Here is a 17,108-nt window from a genome sequence, read left to right on the forward strand (position 1 = left end):
CAAGCCCGGAGATAGCTGGTTCTCCCCGAAAGCTATTTAGGTAGCGCCTCGTGAATGATTACTGGGGGTAGAGCACTGTTTCGGCTAGGGGGCTGTCATGGCTTACCAAACCGATGCAAACTCCGAATACCGGCTAATTGAATCACGGGAGACACACGGCGGGTGCTAACGTCCGTCGTGGAGAGGGAAACAACCCAGACCGCCAGCTAAGGTCCCCAAGTACTAGTTAAGTGGGAAACGATGTGGGAAGGCATAGACAGCCAGGAGGTTGGCTTAGAAGCAGCCACCCTTTAAAGAAAGCGTAATAGCTCACTGGTCGAGTCGGCCTGCGCGGAAGATGTAACGGGGCTAAAACTAGTCACCGAAGCTGCGGATGTGCGCGAAGGCGCACGTGGTAGGGGAGCGTTCTGTAGGCTGATGAAGGTGCATTGAGAAGTGTGCTGGAGGTATCAGAAGTGCGAATGCTGACATGAGTAACGATAATGTGGGTGAAAAGCCCACACGCCGGAAGTCCCAGGTTTCCTGCACGACGTTAATCGGAGCAGGGTGAGTCGGCCCCTAAGGCGAGGCTGAAGAGCGTAGTCGATGGGAACCAGGTTAATATTCCTGGACTTTTTATAAGTGGTGAAGTGGGGACGAAGAAGGCTAGGTGAGCCAGGCGTTGGTTGTCCTGGTACTTGCATGTAGGGGGGAAGACTTGGCAAATCCGGTTTTCCATAACTCTGAGGTGCGAAGTGGTTCTGACCTTTTGGTACAGAGAAGTCATTGATGCCCGGCTTCCAGGAAAAGCTGCTAGCCATAACTTATAGAGAACCGTACCGCAAACCGACACAGGTGGACAGGTAGAGAATACTAAGGCGCTTGAGAGAACTCGGGTGAAGGAACTAGGCAAAATGGTACCGTAACTTCGGGAGAAGGTACGCCCTTTCTGGTGATGGGATTTACTTTCAGAGCTGGAGAGGGCCGCAGAGACCAGGTGGCTGCGACTGTTTATTAAAAACACAGCACTCTGCAAATTCGTAAGAAGACGTATAGGGTGTGACGCCTGCCCGGTGCCGGAAGGTTAATTGATGGGGTTATCTTCGGAGAAGCTCTTGATCGAAGCCCCGGTAAACGGCGGCCGTAACTATAACGGTCCTAAGGTAGCGAAATTCCTTGTCGGGTAAGTTCCGACCTGCACGAATGGCGTAACGATGGCCACACTGTCTCCACCCGAGACTCAGTGAAATTGAAATCGCTGTGAAGATGCAGTGTACCCGCGGCTAGACGGAAAGACCCCGTGAACCTTTACTATAGTTTTGCACTGGACTTTGATGATGACTGTGTAGGATAGGTGGGAGGCTGTGAAGTGAGGACGCTAGTTCTCATGGAGCCGCCCTTGAAATACCACCCTGTTGTTATTGAGGTTCTAACTTGGTCCAGTAATCCTGGATGAGGACAGTGTATGATGGGTAGTTTGACTGGGGCGGTCTCCTCCCAAAGAGTAACGGAGGAGCACAAAGGTACCCTCGGTACGGTCGGACATCGTACCAAGAGTGTAAAGGCAAAAGGGTGCTTGACTGCGAGAGTGACGGCTCGAGCAGGAACGAAAGTTGGTCTTAGTGATCCGGTGGTTCTGAATGGAAGGGCCATCGCTCAACGGATAAAAGGTACTCCGGGGATAACAGGCTGATACCGCCCAAGAGTTCATATCGACGGCGGTGTTTGGCACCTCGATGTCGGCTCATCACATCCTGGGGCTGAAGCAGGTCCCAAGGGTATGGCTGTTCGCCATTTAAAGTGGTACGCGAGCTGGGTTTAGAACGTCGTGAGACAGTTCGGTCCCTATCTGCCGTGGGCGTAGGAAAATTGAGAGGAGCTGCTCCTAGTACGAGAGGACCGGAGTGGACGAACCTCTGGTGCACCGGTTGTCACGCCAGTGGCATGGCCGGGTAGCTAAGTTCGGACGGGATAACCGCTGAAAGCATCTAAGCGGGAAGCCTCCCTCAAGATGAGTTTTCCCATGAAGCCCGTTGAAGACTACGACGTTGATAGGCAAGGTGTGGAAGCGCAGTAATGCGTGAAGCTAACTTGTACTAATTGGCTGATTGTCTTGACCATATAATCTGAGTAACTTCAGAATATGATATTGATTTGTATACCTGATAAGTATCGTGTAAACTCTGACTCTTTACCAAACCTGTGGCTTAATAAAGCAATCAAAGCCTCAGGTAAACCAGTTTTCCTGGCGACTATAGCGATTTGGAACCACCTGATACCATCTCGAACTCAGAAGTGAAACATTTCCGCGCCAATGATAGTGTGAGGCTTCCTCATGCGAAAGTAGGTCATCGCCAGGGTTTTATTTTATAGTGTGGCATGTAAAGCCGACTAAATTAAAATAGGTTAGTTGTATACGCATAATATAAATTAAATAAGCGCTAACCTATCATATGTAAAGAATATGCTGGCGTAGCTCAGTTGGTAGAGCAACTGACTTGTAATCAGTAGGTCCCGGGTTCGATTCCTGGTGCCAGCACCATCTAAATAGGGCTAAACGTTGACTAAAAATGTTGACAATCCATTCATCTTAAAAGACAATAGCGTTCTTTTTGGAGGGGTTCCCGAGCGGTCAAAGGGATCAGACTGTAAATCTGACGGCTCAGCCTTCGAAGGTTCGAATCCTTCCCCCTCCACCAGTTAAGAGAGAAGTTAGAAAGCGGGTGTAGTTCAATGGTAGAACTTCAGCCTTCCAAGCTGATAGCGTGGGTTCGATTCCCATCACCCGCTCCAAAGTAGTGAATAGTATTTGCTTGTTGGTGTGAGTTAGCAAGCTGATATGAAAGCCCACATAGCTCAGGCGGTAGAGCACTTCCTTGGTAAGGAAGAGGTCGTTGGTTCGAGTCCAGTTGTGGGCACCATGTAATATAAATTAGCAAACGGGGAGACTTTCCGATGGCGAAGGAAAAATTTGAACGTAAGAAGCCGCACGTAAACGTGGGCACGATTGGTCACGTAGACCATGGTAAGACGACATTGACAGCAGCTATTACAACGATTATGGCGAAGAAATATGGTGGTACAGCGAAGGCGTACGATCAAATTGATGCTGCGCCAGAAGAAAGAGAGCGTGGGATTACTATTTCTACAGCACATGTTGAATACGAATCAGCGAGCAGACATTATGCACACGTAGACTGCCCGGGACATGCTGACTATGTTAAGAACATGATTACTGGTGCTGCGCAAATGGACGGAGCGATACTGGTTGTATCAGCAGCTGATGGTCCTATGCCACAAACGAGGGAACACATTCTATTGTCTCGCCAGGTAGGTGTTCCATATATTGTTGTGTTCATGAACAAAGCGGATATGGTTGATGACCCTGAGTTATTAGAGTTAGTGGAAATGGAAGTGCGAGATTTATTAAGCAGTTACGATTTCCCAGGGGATGACATACCTATTGTTGTTGGTTCAGCTTTGAAAGCATTGGAAGGTGAAGACAGTGATATAGGCGTTAAGGCTATTGAGAAATTGGTTGAAACAATGGATTCATACATTCCTGAGCCAGTTAGAAACATAGACAAGCCATTTTTGTTGCCGATTGAAGACGTATTTTCAATTTCTGGACGCGGAACAGTGGTAACTGGTCGTGTAGAGAGTGGAATTGTTAAAGTTGGTGAGGAAGTTGAAATTGTTGGAATAAGAGACACCCAAAAGACGACTTGTACGGGTGTTGAGATGTTCCGTAAATTACTTGATGAAGGTCGAGCTGGTGATAACGTTGGTGTGTTATTACGAGGTACGAAGCGAGATGAAGTGGAGCGTGGACAGGTATTGGCGAAGCCAGGAACCATCAAGCCACACACCAAGTTTGAAGCAGAAGTGTATGTATTATCCAAGGAAGAAGGCGGACGTCACACTCCATTCTTTAATGGATACCGTCCACAATTCTATTTCAGAACCACTGACGTGACAGGTACTTGTGACTTGCCATCAGGAGTTGAAATGGTAATGCCTGGAGATAATGTGCAATTAGTTGTTAGCTTGCATGCTCCGATTGCGATGGATGAAGGTTTAAGATTCGCAATTAGAGAGGGTGGCCGAACTGTTGGCGCCGGTGTAGTCGCTAAAATAATCGAGTAATAGAAAAAAGTACAAAAGTGGCATGAGCCTTATATACATGGCTCATGTCAATAAAATTTAGGCCAGTAGCTCAATTGGCAGAGTGGCGGTCTCCAAAACCGCAGGTTGGGGGTTCGATTCCCTCCTGGCCTGCCAACTACAAGTAAATATGAAAAGTTCAAACGAAAATCAAGGTAAGATGAAAGATATAATGTCCTGGCTAGCTATCATATTAGCTACGGCAGGAGCTTTTGTATGTACTTACTATTATACGTTCACAGGACCAATTCAATCGATAATATGGCTTGCTTGGCTTATTTTGATCCTTTTCTTGGGTTACTTAACAACAACAGGTAAAAGAGTCTTTGTGTTTGCGCAAGAAGCAAAAGTTGAATTATTAAAAGTGGTTTGGCCTACACGGCAAGAAACAATACAAACAACTACTATAGTAATGGTGATGGTTGGATTGACAGGATTTATACTCTGGGGAGTAGATTCAATCATGATGTGGGCAATTGCTAAGTTAACACATTTAGGGTGAATATGGTTGAGGAAAACAAAGCAAAACAGTGGTACGTTGTACATGCCTATTCAGGATATGAAAATTTTGTCATGCGCGAAATAACATCTCGTGCAAAACACCACAATTTACAAGATAAAATAGGCGAGGTAGTTGTACCTTCAGAAGAAGTTGTTGAAATGCGTTCAGGCCAAAAGCGTAAAAGTACCCGCAAATTTTTCCCAGGCTATGTACTCGTTCATATGGTAATGGATGATCAAACATGGCACATGGTTAGAGGCATACCCAGAGTTCTAGGCTTTATTGGAGGAACCAGCCAAACCCCGACTCCGATTTCTGATAAAGAAGCTCAGGCCATTATGCAACGAGTTGAAGATGGCGTAACTAAGCCAAGGCCAAAGATACTATTTGAGCCTGGAGAAGTAATCAGAGTGAAAGAAGGTCCATTTGTTGACTTTAATGGAGTTGTTGAAGAGGTCAATTATGAGAAAAACAGACTAAGAGTCGCCGTTCTTATTTTTGGACGCTCAACTCCAGTAGAACTTGAGTTCAGTCAAGTAGAAAAAACATAAATGATTTAGATAAGAATTTAAATTTAAAGGTTTTACAAAACCGGGGAGCTAGAACTTAATTGAAAATGCTAATTCAATAAAAGCTAGCGCATGACCCATAAGGAGTAATAATGGCAAAAAAAGTAGAAGCATATATTAAATTACAGATTCCTGCAGGAAAAGCAAATCCTAGCCCTCCAGTTGGACCTGCTTTAGGTCAACGTGGGGTAAATATTATGGAATTCTGTAAAGCATTCAATGCTGCGACACAGCAAATGGAACAAGGTCTGCCTATTCCAGTTGTTATCACTGTATATAGTGATCGTAGTTTTACCTTTATAACCAAGACCCCTCCAGCTTCAGTTCTTCTGAAAAAGGCTGCTGGTATTCAAAGCGGAAGTGGCACACCAAATACTAAAAAAGTAGCCAAACTGAATGTTAGTCAACTTGAAGAAATTGCTAAGGTCAAGAAACCTGATCTGACAGCGGCTGATCTAGCAGCGGCAGTAAGAAGTATTGCAGGTACAGCACGCAGCATGGGTATTGAAGTTGAAGGTTTGGAATAAGGGGTTACTATGTCAAAATTAACTAAGAAACAAAAGAAAATAGCGGAAGTTATTAAGCCAAATCAACTCTATACAGTTGCTGATGCTGTAGCTATTCTAAAGCAATTTGCATCAAAAAAATTTCGTGAGAGCCTTGATATCAGTATTAATTTAGGAGTTGATCCTCGTAAGTCGGATCAAGTAGTACGATCTTCCACCAATCTGCCAAAAGGTACAGGAAAAACAGTACGAGTTGCCGTTTTTGCCCAAGGTGATAATGCTGCTAAAGCAACTGCTGCAGGTGCCGATATAGTCGGGTTTGAAGATCTGGCTGATAAAATCAAAGCAGGCGAAATGAATTTTGATGTTGTTATTGCAACTCCAGATGCTATGAGAATCGTAGGTCAGCTCGGACAGATTTTGGGACCGAGGGGACTTATGCCCAATCCTAAGGTTGGAACAGTAACAACTAACGTGGAAGCAGCGGTTAATGATGCTAAATCAGGACAAGTAAGATATAGAACTGATAAAAATGGAATCATTCATTGTACTGTTGGAAAGGCAGATTTTGCTCCTGAAGATGTTCTTGAAAACGTAGTTGCGTTAATCAATGATCTGAAGAAGGCAAAGCCAGCATCCTCTAAAGGGCAATATCTGAAGAAAATATCTTTATCTACAACAATGGGACCTGGGTTACCTATTGATATTTCATCAATACCTGTGTAACATATCATCCCATTTTTAAGAATTCACGGCATAGATTAGGTTCCATGCCGTCGAAGACCGCAGGTGCCTAGGCTTAATTTCCTGCGCAGACGGTGAACCGGCTCCTTAATAAAGAGACGGCCACCATAACTGTCAAGTCCATGAGATTTGTACATATTAGGAGGTCAGTAACGTGACATTAAATTTAGCTGCAAAAAAAGCCGTTGTTGAAGAAGTGACTGCAGTCGCGTCAAAGGCTATTTCAGCAGTGGTTGCTGATTATCGTGGGTTAACTGTAAATCAAATGACGCAATTGCGTAGTGAAGCACGGAAATCCGGTGTTTATCTTCGTGTGGTGCGAAATACACTAACAAGAAGAGCGTTTAAAAACACTGAATTTGAATGCTTGAATGACTTACTTGTAGGTCCAGTATTTATTGCATTGTCACTGGAAGCACCAAGTGATGCTGCAAGGCTACTGAAAGATTACGCAAAAACATTTGAAAAACTTGAGATTAGAGCATTATCAGTTGGCGGGAAGGTATACAACGCAAATCAAATTGATGCCGTTGCGAGCTTGCCAACACGCGATGAGGCAATATCCAAGTTAATGTATGTGATGAAAGCGCCAATTGAGAAATTTGTTCGCACACTTGCAGAGCCACATGCCAAGTTGGCTAGAACTCTTGCTGCTGTAAAGGACAAGAAAGCAGGCAATCCCGCTTAATCATTATTTAATTTTAATTAGGAGCTAGTAATGGCTGTATCAAAAAACGAAATTTTAGAAACAATTTCTAACATGACAGTGATGGAAGTTGTTGAATTAATCGAGGCAATGGAAGAAAAATTTAATGTTTCTGCTGCCGCTGCTGCCGTAGCTGTTGCAGCACCCGCTGCAGGTGCTGGTGCCGCTGCTGCTGAAGAACAAACTGAGTTTACTGTTGTAATGACCAGCTTTGGTTCTAACAAGGTAAACGTAATCAAGGCAATTCGTGGTATAACTGGTCTGGGCTTGAAAGAAGCTAAAGACTTAGTAGAAGGTGCACCATCAACTGTTAAAGAAGGTGTATCAAAAGATGAAGCTGCCAGTATCAAGAAAGAGCTTGAAGAAGCTGGTGCTACAGTAGAAGTTAAATAATTAAAATATAGCAGTATTTAAGAACCCAGCCATGTTCACATGGCTGGGTTTACTCGTTTGAAAATCATCAATAATTTACAGAGGAACCACCATGGCAGTTGCAGAAGCTAAACCTCAATATTCGCATGCTGAGAAAAAACGATTTCGCAAAAGCTTTGGTAAGCAGACAGATATAATGCCAATACCGAATCTGCTTGAAATTCAACTTAAATCCTACAGGGATTTTCTTCAAACTGATACTAAATTAAGCGAACAACTGAATACGGGATTGCATGCTGCATTTTCTTCTGTATTTCCTATCGAAAGCTTTTCTGGCAATGCAAGACTTGAATACGTCGGATACAAGCTTGGAGAGCCTGCATTTGATGTTCGCGAATGCAAACTACGAGGGCTAACTTACTCAGCTCCTCTAAGAGTCAAGATCAGACTCGTTGTGCTTGATAAAGATGCAAGCGATGATCCTAAGCCTATAAAGGATATTAGAGAGCAAGATGTTTTTATGGGGGAAATTCCCCTAATGACCGACGTTGGTACGTTTGTGGTCAATGGAACTGAACGTGTTGTTGTTTCACAATTACATCGTTCGCCTGGAGTTATATTTGAACATGACAAGGGAAAAACTCACTCTTCAGGTAAATTGCTCTATTCCGCACGAATAATACCTTATCGTGGTTCATGGTTAGATTTTGAATTCGATCCTAAAGATTGCGTTTATGTACGTATTGACAGACGTCGAAAACTGCCAGTGACCATTTTGCTCAGAGCATTGGGCTACGAAGCAGAAGATATATTAAGCGAATTTTTTGAAACAACTCATTGTCATCTAAAAAATGGCGAATACCATATCGATTTAATTCCACAGCGTTTGCGTGGTGAAATCGCCTCATTCGACATTCATGTTCCTGAGACAGGAGAGCTTATCGTAGAGCAAGGTCGTCGAATTACTGCAAGACATATAAAGCAAATGGAAAAAAGCCAAATGCAGGATCTTGTGGTGCCAAGAGACTATTTAATTGGAAAAACATTAGCAAAAAATATTATTGATACCTCAACCGGTGAATTTCTGGCTCAAGCGAATGATGAGATAACGGAAGAGCTTTTAGATGCTATGGCTAACCATGGTATTTTACAAATTGATATGATCTATACTAATGATTTGGATCATGGTTCTTACATATCGGATACATTAAAAATTGATCCCACAGGGTCACAACTAGAAGCGCTCGTTGAAATTTACCGCATGATGCGCCCTGGAGAGCCTCCTACAAAAGAAGCTGCTGAGGCACTATTCAAAAATCTATTCTTTGTTGAAGAAAGATATGATCTATCTGCTGTTGGCAGAATGAAATTTAATCGTCGCGTAGGAATTAAGAGTGACGAAGGCCCAGGCACTTTAACGAAAGAAGATATTTTATCTGTCATTAAAACACTGATAGATATTCGAAACGGTATAGGGATGGTTGATGATATCGATCATCTAGGAAATCGTAGGGTAAGAAGTGTTGGCGAAATGACCGAAAATCAGTTTAGAGTAGGTCTTGTTCGAGTTGAACGTGCTGTTAAAGAGCGCTTAAGTTTGGTTGAATCTGAAAATCTGATGCCACAGGACTTAATTAACGCAAAACCAGTATCCGCCGCAATTAAAGAGTTTTTTGGATCCAGTCAGTTATCACAGTTTATGGATCAAGTGAATCCATTATCTGGTGTTACGCATAAAAGACGTGTATCAGCTCTTGGGCCAGGTGGTTTAACACGTGAGCGGGCTGGATTTGAAGTCCGTGACGTACATACAACACACTATGGTCGTGTGTGTCCAATTGAAACGCCTGAAGGACCAAATATTGGTCTAATCAATTCACTGTCAGTTTATGCAAGAACTAACGAATATGGATTTATTGAAACTCCTTGTCGAAAGGTCGTTAATGGGCGTGTGACAGATGAAGTTGAATACCTATCGGCTATTGAGGAAGTTGATCAATACATTGCACAATCCAATGTTGAGTTAGACGCACAAGGAAATATTCTTGCTGACTTAGTTCCTTGCAGACATCAAAATGAATTTTCACTGACTACTCCGGATAAAATTAACTACATGGATGTCTCGCCCAAGCAAATTGTGTCAGTTGCTGCTTCATTGATTCCGTTTTTAGAACACGATGACGCAAACAGAGCATTAATGGGTTCAAACATGCAACGACAGGCTGTACCAACCTTGCGTTCAGAAAAGCCCTTGGTTGGGACCGGTATGGAAAGAATCGTTGCATCTGATTCAGGAGTCTCAGTTGTTGCGAAGAGAGGTGGAGTTATTGATCTAGTTGATGCTTCTCGTATTGTTGTTCGAGTGAATGACGATGAAACAACAGCAGGGGAAACAGGGGTAGATATTTATAACTTAACCAAGTATTTCCGTTCTAACCAAGATACTTGTATCAATCAAAGACCGATAGTATCAACAGGTGATCGAATTCAACGAGGTGATGTCCTGGCTGATGGTCCATGTACAGATATGGGTGAATTGGCTCTTGGACAGAATCTACTGGTAGCGTTTATGCCTTGGAATGGTTATAACTTTGAGGATTCCATTCTTATATCTGAACGAATCGTTCATGACGACAGATTCACTACTATTCACATCGAAGAGTTAACATGTATAGCTCGAGATACCAAATTAGGTACAGAAGAAATTACAGCAGATATTCCCAATGTAGGCGAGTCTGCACTCTCCAATTTGGATGAATCTGGAGTTGTTTACATAGGTGCAGAAGTTAAAGCAGGTGATATTCTTGTGGGGAAAGTAACTCCTAAAGGAGAAACCCAACTAACTCCAGAAGAAAAACTGTTAAGAGCTATCTTTGGTGAAAAAGCTTCAGATGTTAAAGATTCATCTTTGAGAGTTCCATCAGGTATGAATGGAACAGTGATCGATGTACAAGTCTTTACCCGTGATGGACTTGAAAAGGATGCCCGTGCTAAAAGCATTGAAGAAGAGCATCTAGCTCGAGTTCGCAAGGATTTAATAGACGAACGGCGTATTCGTGAAGAAGATATCTATCATAGAGTTTCTCATTTGCTGTTGGATAAGGTGGCAACAGGCGGTCCTGGAAGCCTAAAGCCTGGATCTAAAATCACCCAGGATTACCTAGACAAAGTTGAAAGAGAAAAGTGGTTTGATATTCGTATAGAAGATGACGCAATTAGTCAGCAACTTGAACAATTATCCAAGCAACTGGAACTTTTAACAAAAGAAATGGAAAAGCGCTTTAATGACAGTAGAAAGAAAATTATCCAGGGAGACGATTTAGCTCCTGGTGTATTAAAAATTGTTAAAGTGTATTTGGCTGTTAAAAGAAGAATTCAGCCTGGAGATAAAATGGCAGGTCGTCATGGAAACAAGGGTGTGATCTCCATTGTTGTTCCAGTTGAAGATATGCCACATATGGAAGATGGAACGGCTGTAGATATCGTTCTTAATCCATTGGGCGTACCATCGCGAATGAATATTGGCCAGGTTCTTGAAACGCATCTGGGACTAGCTGCCAAAGGATTAGGAAGAAAGATTGCACAGATGCTTGATGAAAAGCAAACACCTGAAGCAATAAAAGCATACCTTGAGAAAATTTATAATCATGACGGAGTGCAGCGTGTTAATTTGAAATGCCTCAATGATGATGAATTAATGACACTGGCGGATAACCTGAGAGCTGGTGTGCCGATGGCAACCCCCGTCTTTGATGGTGCTACTGAGCAAGAAATCAAAAGTATGTTGCAGTTAGCAGATTTGCCAGCAGATGGTAAGACCGTGTTGATAGATGGCCGAACAGGTAATAAATTTGATAATCCGGTTACTGTAGGCTACATGTATATGTTGAAGTTAAACCATTTGGTTGATGACAAGATGCATGCTCGTTCAACTGGATCATACAGTTTGGTCACTCAACAGCCACTTGGCGGTAAAGCACAGTTTGGTGGTCAGCGTTTTGGTGAGATGGAAGTATGGGCATTAGAAGCATATGGTGCAGCATACACTTTACAAGAAATGTTAACCGTAAAATCAGATGACGTCGGAGGTCGAACAAAGATCTATAAAAATATAGTCGATGGAGATCATCGTATGGACCCAGGAATGCCTGAATCCTTCAATGTATTATTGAAGGAAATTAGAGCACTGGGAATTGATATCGAGTTGGAGCATGACTAACTCATCAGCGATACATACTGACTAACCATTTTTTGGAGGCATAGACTTGGCTACCCTAAGCAACGACCCAATGAAAAAAGCACCAGTAATGAGTGACTTACTTGGTATTCTTAAGCAACAAGGTCAAAGTGAAGAATTTGATGCAATAAAAATTGCACTGGCGTCACCTGAATTAATTCGATCATGGTCCTACGGCGAAGTTAAAAAACCTGAAACAATCAACTACAGGACATTTAAGCCTGAAAGAGATGGTTTGTTTTGTGCTAAAACTTTTGGTCCAGTTAAAGATTATGAGTGTTTGTGTGGAAAGTACAAGCGACTAAAGCATCGTGGTGTTATTTGCGAGAAGTGTGGGGTTGAATTGGCTCTTGCCAAAGTGAGACGAGAAAGAATGGGGCATATCGAACTCGCTAGCCCAGTCGCTCACATATGGTTCTTAAAATCCTTACCATCAAGAATTGGTTTGCTCCTCGATATGACACTAAGAGATATCGAAAGAGTACTCTATTTTGAAGCTTTTGTCGTTGTTGATCCTGGAATGACAGAACTTGAAAGAGGGCAACTACTTAACGACGAAGCCTATCTTGATGCGATGGAACAGTATGGTGATGAGTTTGACGCGCGTATGGGCGCAGAAGCAATTCGTGATTTATTGCGCCAAATTGATCTGGAAGATGAAATTAGAAATTTACGTGAAGAGCTTCCAACAACTAACTCTGAGACGAAGATTAAAAAAATCACCAAAAGACTCAAGTTATTAGAAGCTTTTTACGAGTCAGGAAATAAACCAGAATGGATGATCATGGATGTACTTCCAGTGCTTCCACCCGATTTGAGGCCATTGGTTCCGCTAGATGGTGGACGTTTTGCTACTTCAGACTTGAATGATTTATACAGGCGCGTCATTAATAGGAACAACCGACTAAAACGCCTGCTGGATCTAAATGCGCCAGACATTATCGTTCGTAACGAAAAACGAATGCTGCAAGAATCCGTAGATGCTTTACTTGATAACGGCAGAAGAGGTCGTGCCATCACTGGTACAAATAAGAGACCTCTTAAATCACTGGCAGATATGATTAAAGGTAAACAGGGTCGTTTCAGGCAAAACCTCTTAGGTAAGCGTGTCGACTACTCTGGACGTTCAGTTATTGTAGTTGGACCAACTTTAAAATTGCACCAATGCGGATTGCCTAAAAAAATGGCGTTGGAGTTATTCAAGCCATTTATATTTTCCAAATTGGAATTTAGAGGTTTGGCAACTACTATCAAAGCGGCCAAGAAAATGGTCGAAAGAGAAGAATCGGTGGTTTGGGATATATTAGATGATGTTATTAGAGAACATCCTATCCTTTTAAACCGTGCTCCTACCTTGCATAGATTAGGTATTCAAGCATTTGAGCCTGTTTTAATTGAAGGTAAAGCGATCCAGCTCCATCCTTTGGTATGTACAGCATACAACGCTGACTTCGATGGAGACCAAATGGCTGTGCACGTGCCCTTGACACTGGAAGCGCAGCTGGAAGCTCGTTCATTGATGATGTCTACAAACAATATATTATCTCCAGCCAGTGGTGAGCCAATTATTGTTCCCAGTCAGGACGTCGTCCTTGGGCTATACTATTTAACACGAGAAAAGGTTAATGCATTAGGCGAAGGAAAAATATATTCAAGTGCTCAGGAAGCGCAAAATTTCTATGAAGCAGGTCATTTGGATATCCATGCAAAAATTAAAATTCGTATGCCTAAAGAAGATGGTGAAACTGGATATCATTTGGTTGAGACAACAGTCGGACGCGCTATTTTAGCTGAGATTTTGCCTAAAGGAATGCCATTTGACTATATAAACCGTACAATGACAAAAAAGGTTATCTCAAAAGTAATAGACAGCTGTTACCGTAAATTCGGCTTGAAAGAAACAGTCATTTTTGCTGATCAGTTAATGTATACCGGGTTTAAATACGCCACACGATCTGGAGCATCCATAGGTATTGAAGACATGGAAATACCAGATGATAAGGCCAGTATTATTGAACACGCCGATAATGAAGTAAGAGAAATCGAGTCTCAATTCAGATCAGGTCTGGTAACGAATGGTGAACGATACAACAAGGTAATTGATATTTGGTCAAGAACTAATGAATTAGTTGCCAAATCAATGATGTCTAAAATTGCAACAGAAGAAGTCACTGATGCAAAAGGCAACAAAGTAAGACAAGAATCATTTAACCCAATTTTCATGATGGCTGATTCTGGAGCTAGAGGTTCTGCTGCTCAGATACGACAGCTTGCCGGGATGCGAGGTTTGATGGCAGCTCCAGATGGCTCAATCATTGAAACGCCTATCACTGCAAACTTCCGCGAAGGTTTGAATGTATTCCAGTACTTTATTTCTACACACGGAGCTCGTAAGGGTTTGGCAGATACGGCGTTAAAGACAGCAAACTCAGGGTATCTGACACGACGCTTGGTAGATGTTGCGCAGGATGTTGTTATTACCGAAGATGATTGTGGTACTGATACAGGTATTCTAATGCAACCACTGATTGAAGGTGGTGATATTGTTGAGCCTTTGCATGAACGCGTCCTTGGGCGGGTGGTTGCTTCAGATGTCTATATTCCTACTCAAACTGAACCAGTAGTCAAGGCTGGAACTTTACTGGATGAAGAATGGGTTGAAAAATTAGAGAAGCATGGGGTAGACCAGGTTATGGTCAGGTCACCAATCACTTGTCAAACAAGATTTGGTCTTTGCGCAAAATGCTATGGTAGAGATCTTGCTCGTGGGCATCTTGTCAACACAGGTGAAGCAGTTGGTATTATCGCAGCACAATCAATCGGTGAGCCAGGAACACAGTTAACCATGCGTACCTTCCACATTGGAGGTGCTGCATCAAGGGCAACAGCTGCGAATAATATTCAAATTAAAACGAAAGGGGTTATTCGGTTACATAATATAAAGACCGTAACTCATGAGAATAAAAACCTGGTGGCAGTTTCTCGCTCAGGTGAGGTAACTATTGTTGATGAGTTCGGACGAGAAAGAGAGCGATATAAAGTTCCTTATGGTGCAGTAATTTCAGCACAGGATAATTCTCCTGTTGAAGCTGGTCAGGTTATTGCAACGTGGGATCCCCATACGCATCCTGTTATTTCCGAAGTGTCAGGGCGTTTAAAGTTTGTTGATCTCATTGATGGCATTACAATGAATAGACAAACTGATGAATTAACTGGATTAAGCAATATTGTAATAATTGATGCCAAGCAACGGAGTGCAGCAGGTCGAGATTTGCGCCCAATGGTAAAATTAGTTACAGATGAAGGGGATGACATATATCTTGCTGGAACCAATGTCCCGGCACAATATTATCTACCTGTCGATGCCATTGTGAACTTTGAAGATGGAAGTCTGGTGGGAATAGGAGACGTTATTGCCCGTATTCCGCAGGAACGTTCTAAAACCCGAGATATTACCGGAGGTTTGCCCAGAGTAGCGGACTTATTTGAAGCCAGAAAACCAAAGGATTCTGCAGTAATGGCAGAAGTATCAGGATTGGTTAATTTTGGTAAAGAAACCAAAGGTAAGCGACGCTTGATTATCAATGTATCGGAAGATCAATGTCATGAAGAGCTTATTCCTAAATGGCGTCATATTTCAGTGTTTGAAGGCGAGCACGTAGAGCGTGGTGAAATCATCGCAGAGGGTGCACTTAACCCTCATGATATATTGCGCTTGTTAGGTGTTGGAGCGCTGGCTAATTACATTGTAAATGAGGTCCAGGACGTCTATCGTTTACAAGGTGTGAAAATTAATGATAAACACATTGAAGTAATTGTCAGACAAATGCTACGTAAGAGAGTTATTACTTTCGCTGGTGACTCAAAATTCCTCGTAGGAGAGCAAGTAGAAGAGAGTGCTATGCTTCAGGAAAATGATAAACTTCTGGCTGAAGGAAAGCAGATTGCGCGAGGTACTCCTATTTTACTAGGTATCACAAAAGCTTCATTAGCTACAGAATCGTTTATATCAGCCGCTTCATTCCAAGAGACAACCAGAGTCTTGACTGAAGCAGCAGTAAGCGGAAAAGTTGATGAATTGCGTGGTTTAAAAGAAAACGTGATGGTAGGTCGCCTAATTCCAGCAGGAACAGGTTATACTTATCATCAAAGCCGAAAGGCAAAAAGAGCAAGGGTTGCAGCAGGCGGAGACAGTTCAGCAACACACACAGTTACTGCAAGTGATGTTGAACACGCGTTGAGTGAAGCATTAAACGCGGATAATCATGAACATTAATCAGGATTCAAAAATGGCAGATTTAAGCTTGACAAATCTGCCGTACCTATATAGAATCCGGCCTCCTTATGCATTCAAAATATTCACAAGTGACAGATCGGAGTTAAGTACAAATGGCTACTATTAATCAGTTAGTAAGAAAGCCTCGTGTGGACGTAAAGAAGAAAAGCAACGTGCCAGCACTTGAGTCATGTCCACAAAGACGCGGTGTATGTACTCGTGTATACACTACTACACCAAAAAAACCTAACTCAGCTATGCGTAAGGTTGCACGTGTGCGCTTGACCAATGGATTTGAAGTAACATCCTATATTGGTGGTGAGGGTCATAATTTACAAGAGCACTCTGTTGTTTTAATTAGAGGTGGTCGTGTTAAGGATTTACCTGGTGTGCGCTATCATACAGTTCGAGGTAGCTTAGATACTTCAGGAGTGAACGACCGAAAACAAGGGCGTTCCAAGTATGGTACAAAAAAGCCAAAAGATAAAAAATAACCGATTGTAGGAAAATTGAGATGCCAAGAAGACGAGAAGTACCCAAACGAGAAATTTTACCTGATCCAAAACATCATAGTGAACTGCTTGCTAAGTTCATCAACGTTTTAATGGTTAGTGGTAAAAAATCAATTGCTGAAAAAATTACTTATGGTGCGCTGTCTGTTATGGAAGAGCGTGTCAAAAAAATTAAGAAAAATGAGGAAGATGGAAGTGAAACTGGCAGCAGCGGAAGTGCCGGTGCCGTACTTCGTTATTTTGAAGAGGCTTTAGATAACGTTCGCCCAAGTGTGGAAGTACGTTCACGCCGAGTTGGTGGCGCAACATACCAAGTTCCAGTAGAAGTTCGACATGATAGAAGCATAGCGCTTGGAATGCGGTGGATAGTTCAAGCTGCTCGCACACGTGGTGAAAAAGGTATGATGCTGCGTTTGGCAGGGGAACTGATGGACGCTTATGAAAATAAAGGGTCTGCAGTAAAGAAACGTGAAGATACACATAAAATGGCAAAAGCTAACCAAGCCTTTGCTCATTTTAGATGGAATTAAGAGAGAGATAA

11 protein-coding genes, 5 tRNA genes and 2 rRNA genes (1 of these 18 cut by a window edge) are annotated in these 17,108 nt (G+C 42.6%); all 18 read left to right on the plus strand.

Annotated features, from left to right (window positions below; all coding sequences use genetic code 11):
- Positions 1-2,100, plus strand: a 23S ribosomal RNA gene (locus LPG_RS01540) (it extends 793 nt beyond the left edge of the window).
- 123 nt (positions 2,101-2,223) lie between these two features.
- Positions 2,224-2,339: ribosomal RNA gene (gene rrf, locus LPG_RS01545) — 5S ribosomal RNA — on the plus strand.
- 106 nt (positions 2,340-2,445) lie between these two features.
- Positions 2,446-2,521, plus strand: a tRNA-Thr gene (locus LPG_RS01550).
- 72 nt (positions 2,522-2,593) lie between these two features.
- Positions 2,594-2,678 (plus strand) — tRNA-Tyr (locus LPG_RS01555).
- A 20-nt stretch (positions 2,679-2,698) separates the two neighbouring features.
- Positions 2,699-2,772 (plus strand) — tRNA-Gly (locus LPG_RS01560).
- Positions 2,773-2,824: 52 nt separating this feature from the next.
- Positions 2,825-2,900: transfer RNA gene (locus LPG_RS01565), tRNA-Thr, on the plus strand.
- A 34-nt stretch (positions 2,901-2,934) separates the two neighbouring features.
- On the plus strand, positions 2,935-4,125 hold the full coding sequence (gene tuf / locus LPG_RS01570; RefSeq protein ID WP_010946066.1) for an elongation factor Tu: 1,191 nt from the start codon (positions 2,935-2,937) through the stop codon (positions 4,123-4,125).
- A 59-nt stretch (positions 4,126-4,184) separates the two neighbouring features.
- Positions 4,185-4,260, plus strand: a tRNA-Trp gene (locus tag LPG_RS01575).
- Between the two features lie 13 nt (positions 4,261-4,273).
- Positions 4,274-4,645, plus strand: a complete 372-nt coding sequence (gene secE, locus LPG_RS01580) for a preprotein translocase subunit SecE (protein WP_010946067.1) — start codon at positions 4,274-4,276, stop codon at positions 4,643-4,645.
- A gap of 2 nt (positions 4,646-4,647) precedes the next feature.
- A complete protein-coding gene (nusG, locus tag LPG_RS01585) occupies positions 4,648-5,196 on the plus strand; it encodes a transcription termination/antitermination protein NusG (RefSeq protein WP_014840953.1) in 549 nt (182 codons plus the stop codon).
- Between the two features lie 110 nt (positions 5,197-5,306).
- The gene (rplK, locus tag LPG_RS01590; RefSeq protein ID WP_010946069.1) at positions 5,307-5,741 is read left to right on the plus strand and encodes a 50S ribosomal protein L11; all 435 of its coding nucleotides are present in this window, start codon (positions 5,307-5,309) and stop codon (positions 5,739-5,741) included.
- A 9-nt stretch (positions 5,742-5,750) separates the two neighbouring features.
- On the plus strand, positions 5,751-6,446 hold the full coding sequence (rplA, locus tag LPG_RS01595) for a 50S ribosomal protein L1 (protein ID WP_010946070.1): 696 nt from the start codon (positions 5,751-5,753) through the stop codon (positions 6,444-6,446).
- Between the two features lie 172 nt (positions 6,447-6,618).
- Positions 6,619-7,152, plus strand: coding sequence for a 50S ribosomal protein L10 (rplJ, locus tag LPG_RS01600; RefSeq protein ID WP_010946071.1), 534 nt, complete (start codon positions 6,619-6,621; stop codon positions 7,150-7,152).
- 30 nt (positions 7,153-7,182) lie between these two features.
- A complete protein-coding gene (gene rplL, locus LPG_RS01605) occupies positions 7,183-7,563 on the plus strand; it encodes a 50S ribosomal protein L7/L12 (RefSeq protein WP_010946072.1) in 381 nt (126 codons plus the stop codon).
- Positions 7,564-7,654: 91 nt separating this feature from the next.
- Positions 7,655-11,761, plus strand: a complete 4,107-nt coding sequence (gene rpoB / locus LPG_RS01610; protein WP_010946073.1) for a DNA-directed RNA polymerase subunit beta — start codon at positions 7,655-7,657, stop codon at positions 11,759-11,761.
- Between the two features lie 88 nt (positions 11,762-11,849).
- Positions 11,850-16,055: a DNA-directed RNA polymerase subunit beta' gene (gene rpoC, locus LPG_RS01615; RefSeq protein WP_032802289.1), complete on the plus strand. Its 4,206-nt coding sequence runs from the start codon at positions 11,850-11,852 to the stop codon at positions 16,053-16,055.
- Positions 16,056-16,168: 113 nt separating this feature from the next.
- On the plus strand, positions 16,169-16,549 hold the full coding sequence (gene rpsL / locus LPG_RS01620) for a 30S ribosomal protein S12 (protein ID WP_004450478.1): 381 nt from the start codon (positions 16,169-16,171) through the stop codon (positions 16,547-16,549).
- Positions 16,550-16,569: 20 nt separating this feature from the next.
- Positions 16,570-17,097, plus strand: a complete 528-nt coding sequence (gene rpsG, locus LPG_RS01625; RefSeq protein WP_010946075.1) for a 30S ribosomal protein S7 — start codon at positions 16,570-16,572, stop codon at positions 17,095-17,097.
- The last annotated feature ends 11 nt before the right edge of the window (positions 17,098-17,108 follow it).

The sequence above is a fragment of the Legionella pneumophila subsp. pneumophila str. Philadelphia 1 genome (genome assembly GCF_000008485.1).
GTDB classification, from domain to species: Bacteria; Pseudomonadota; Gammaproteobacteria; order Legionellales; family Legionellaceae; genus Legionella; species Legionella pneumophila.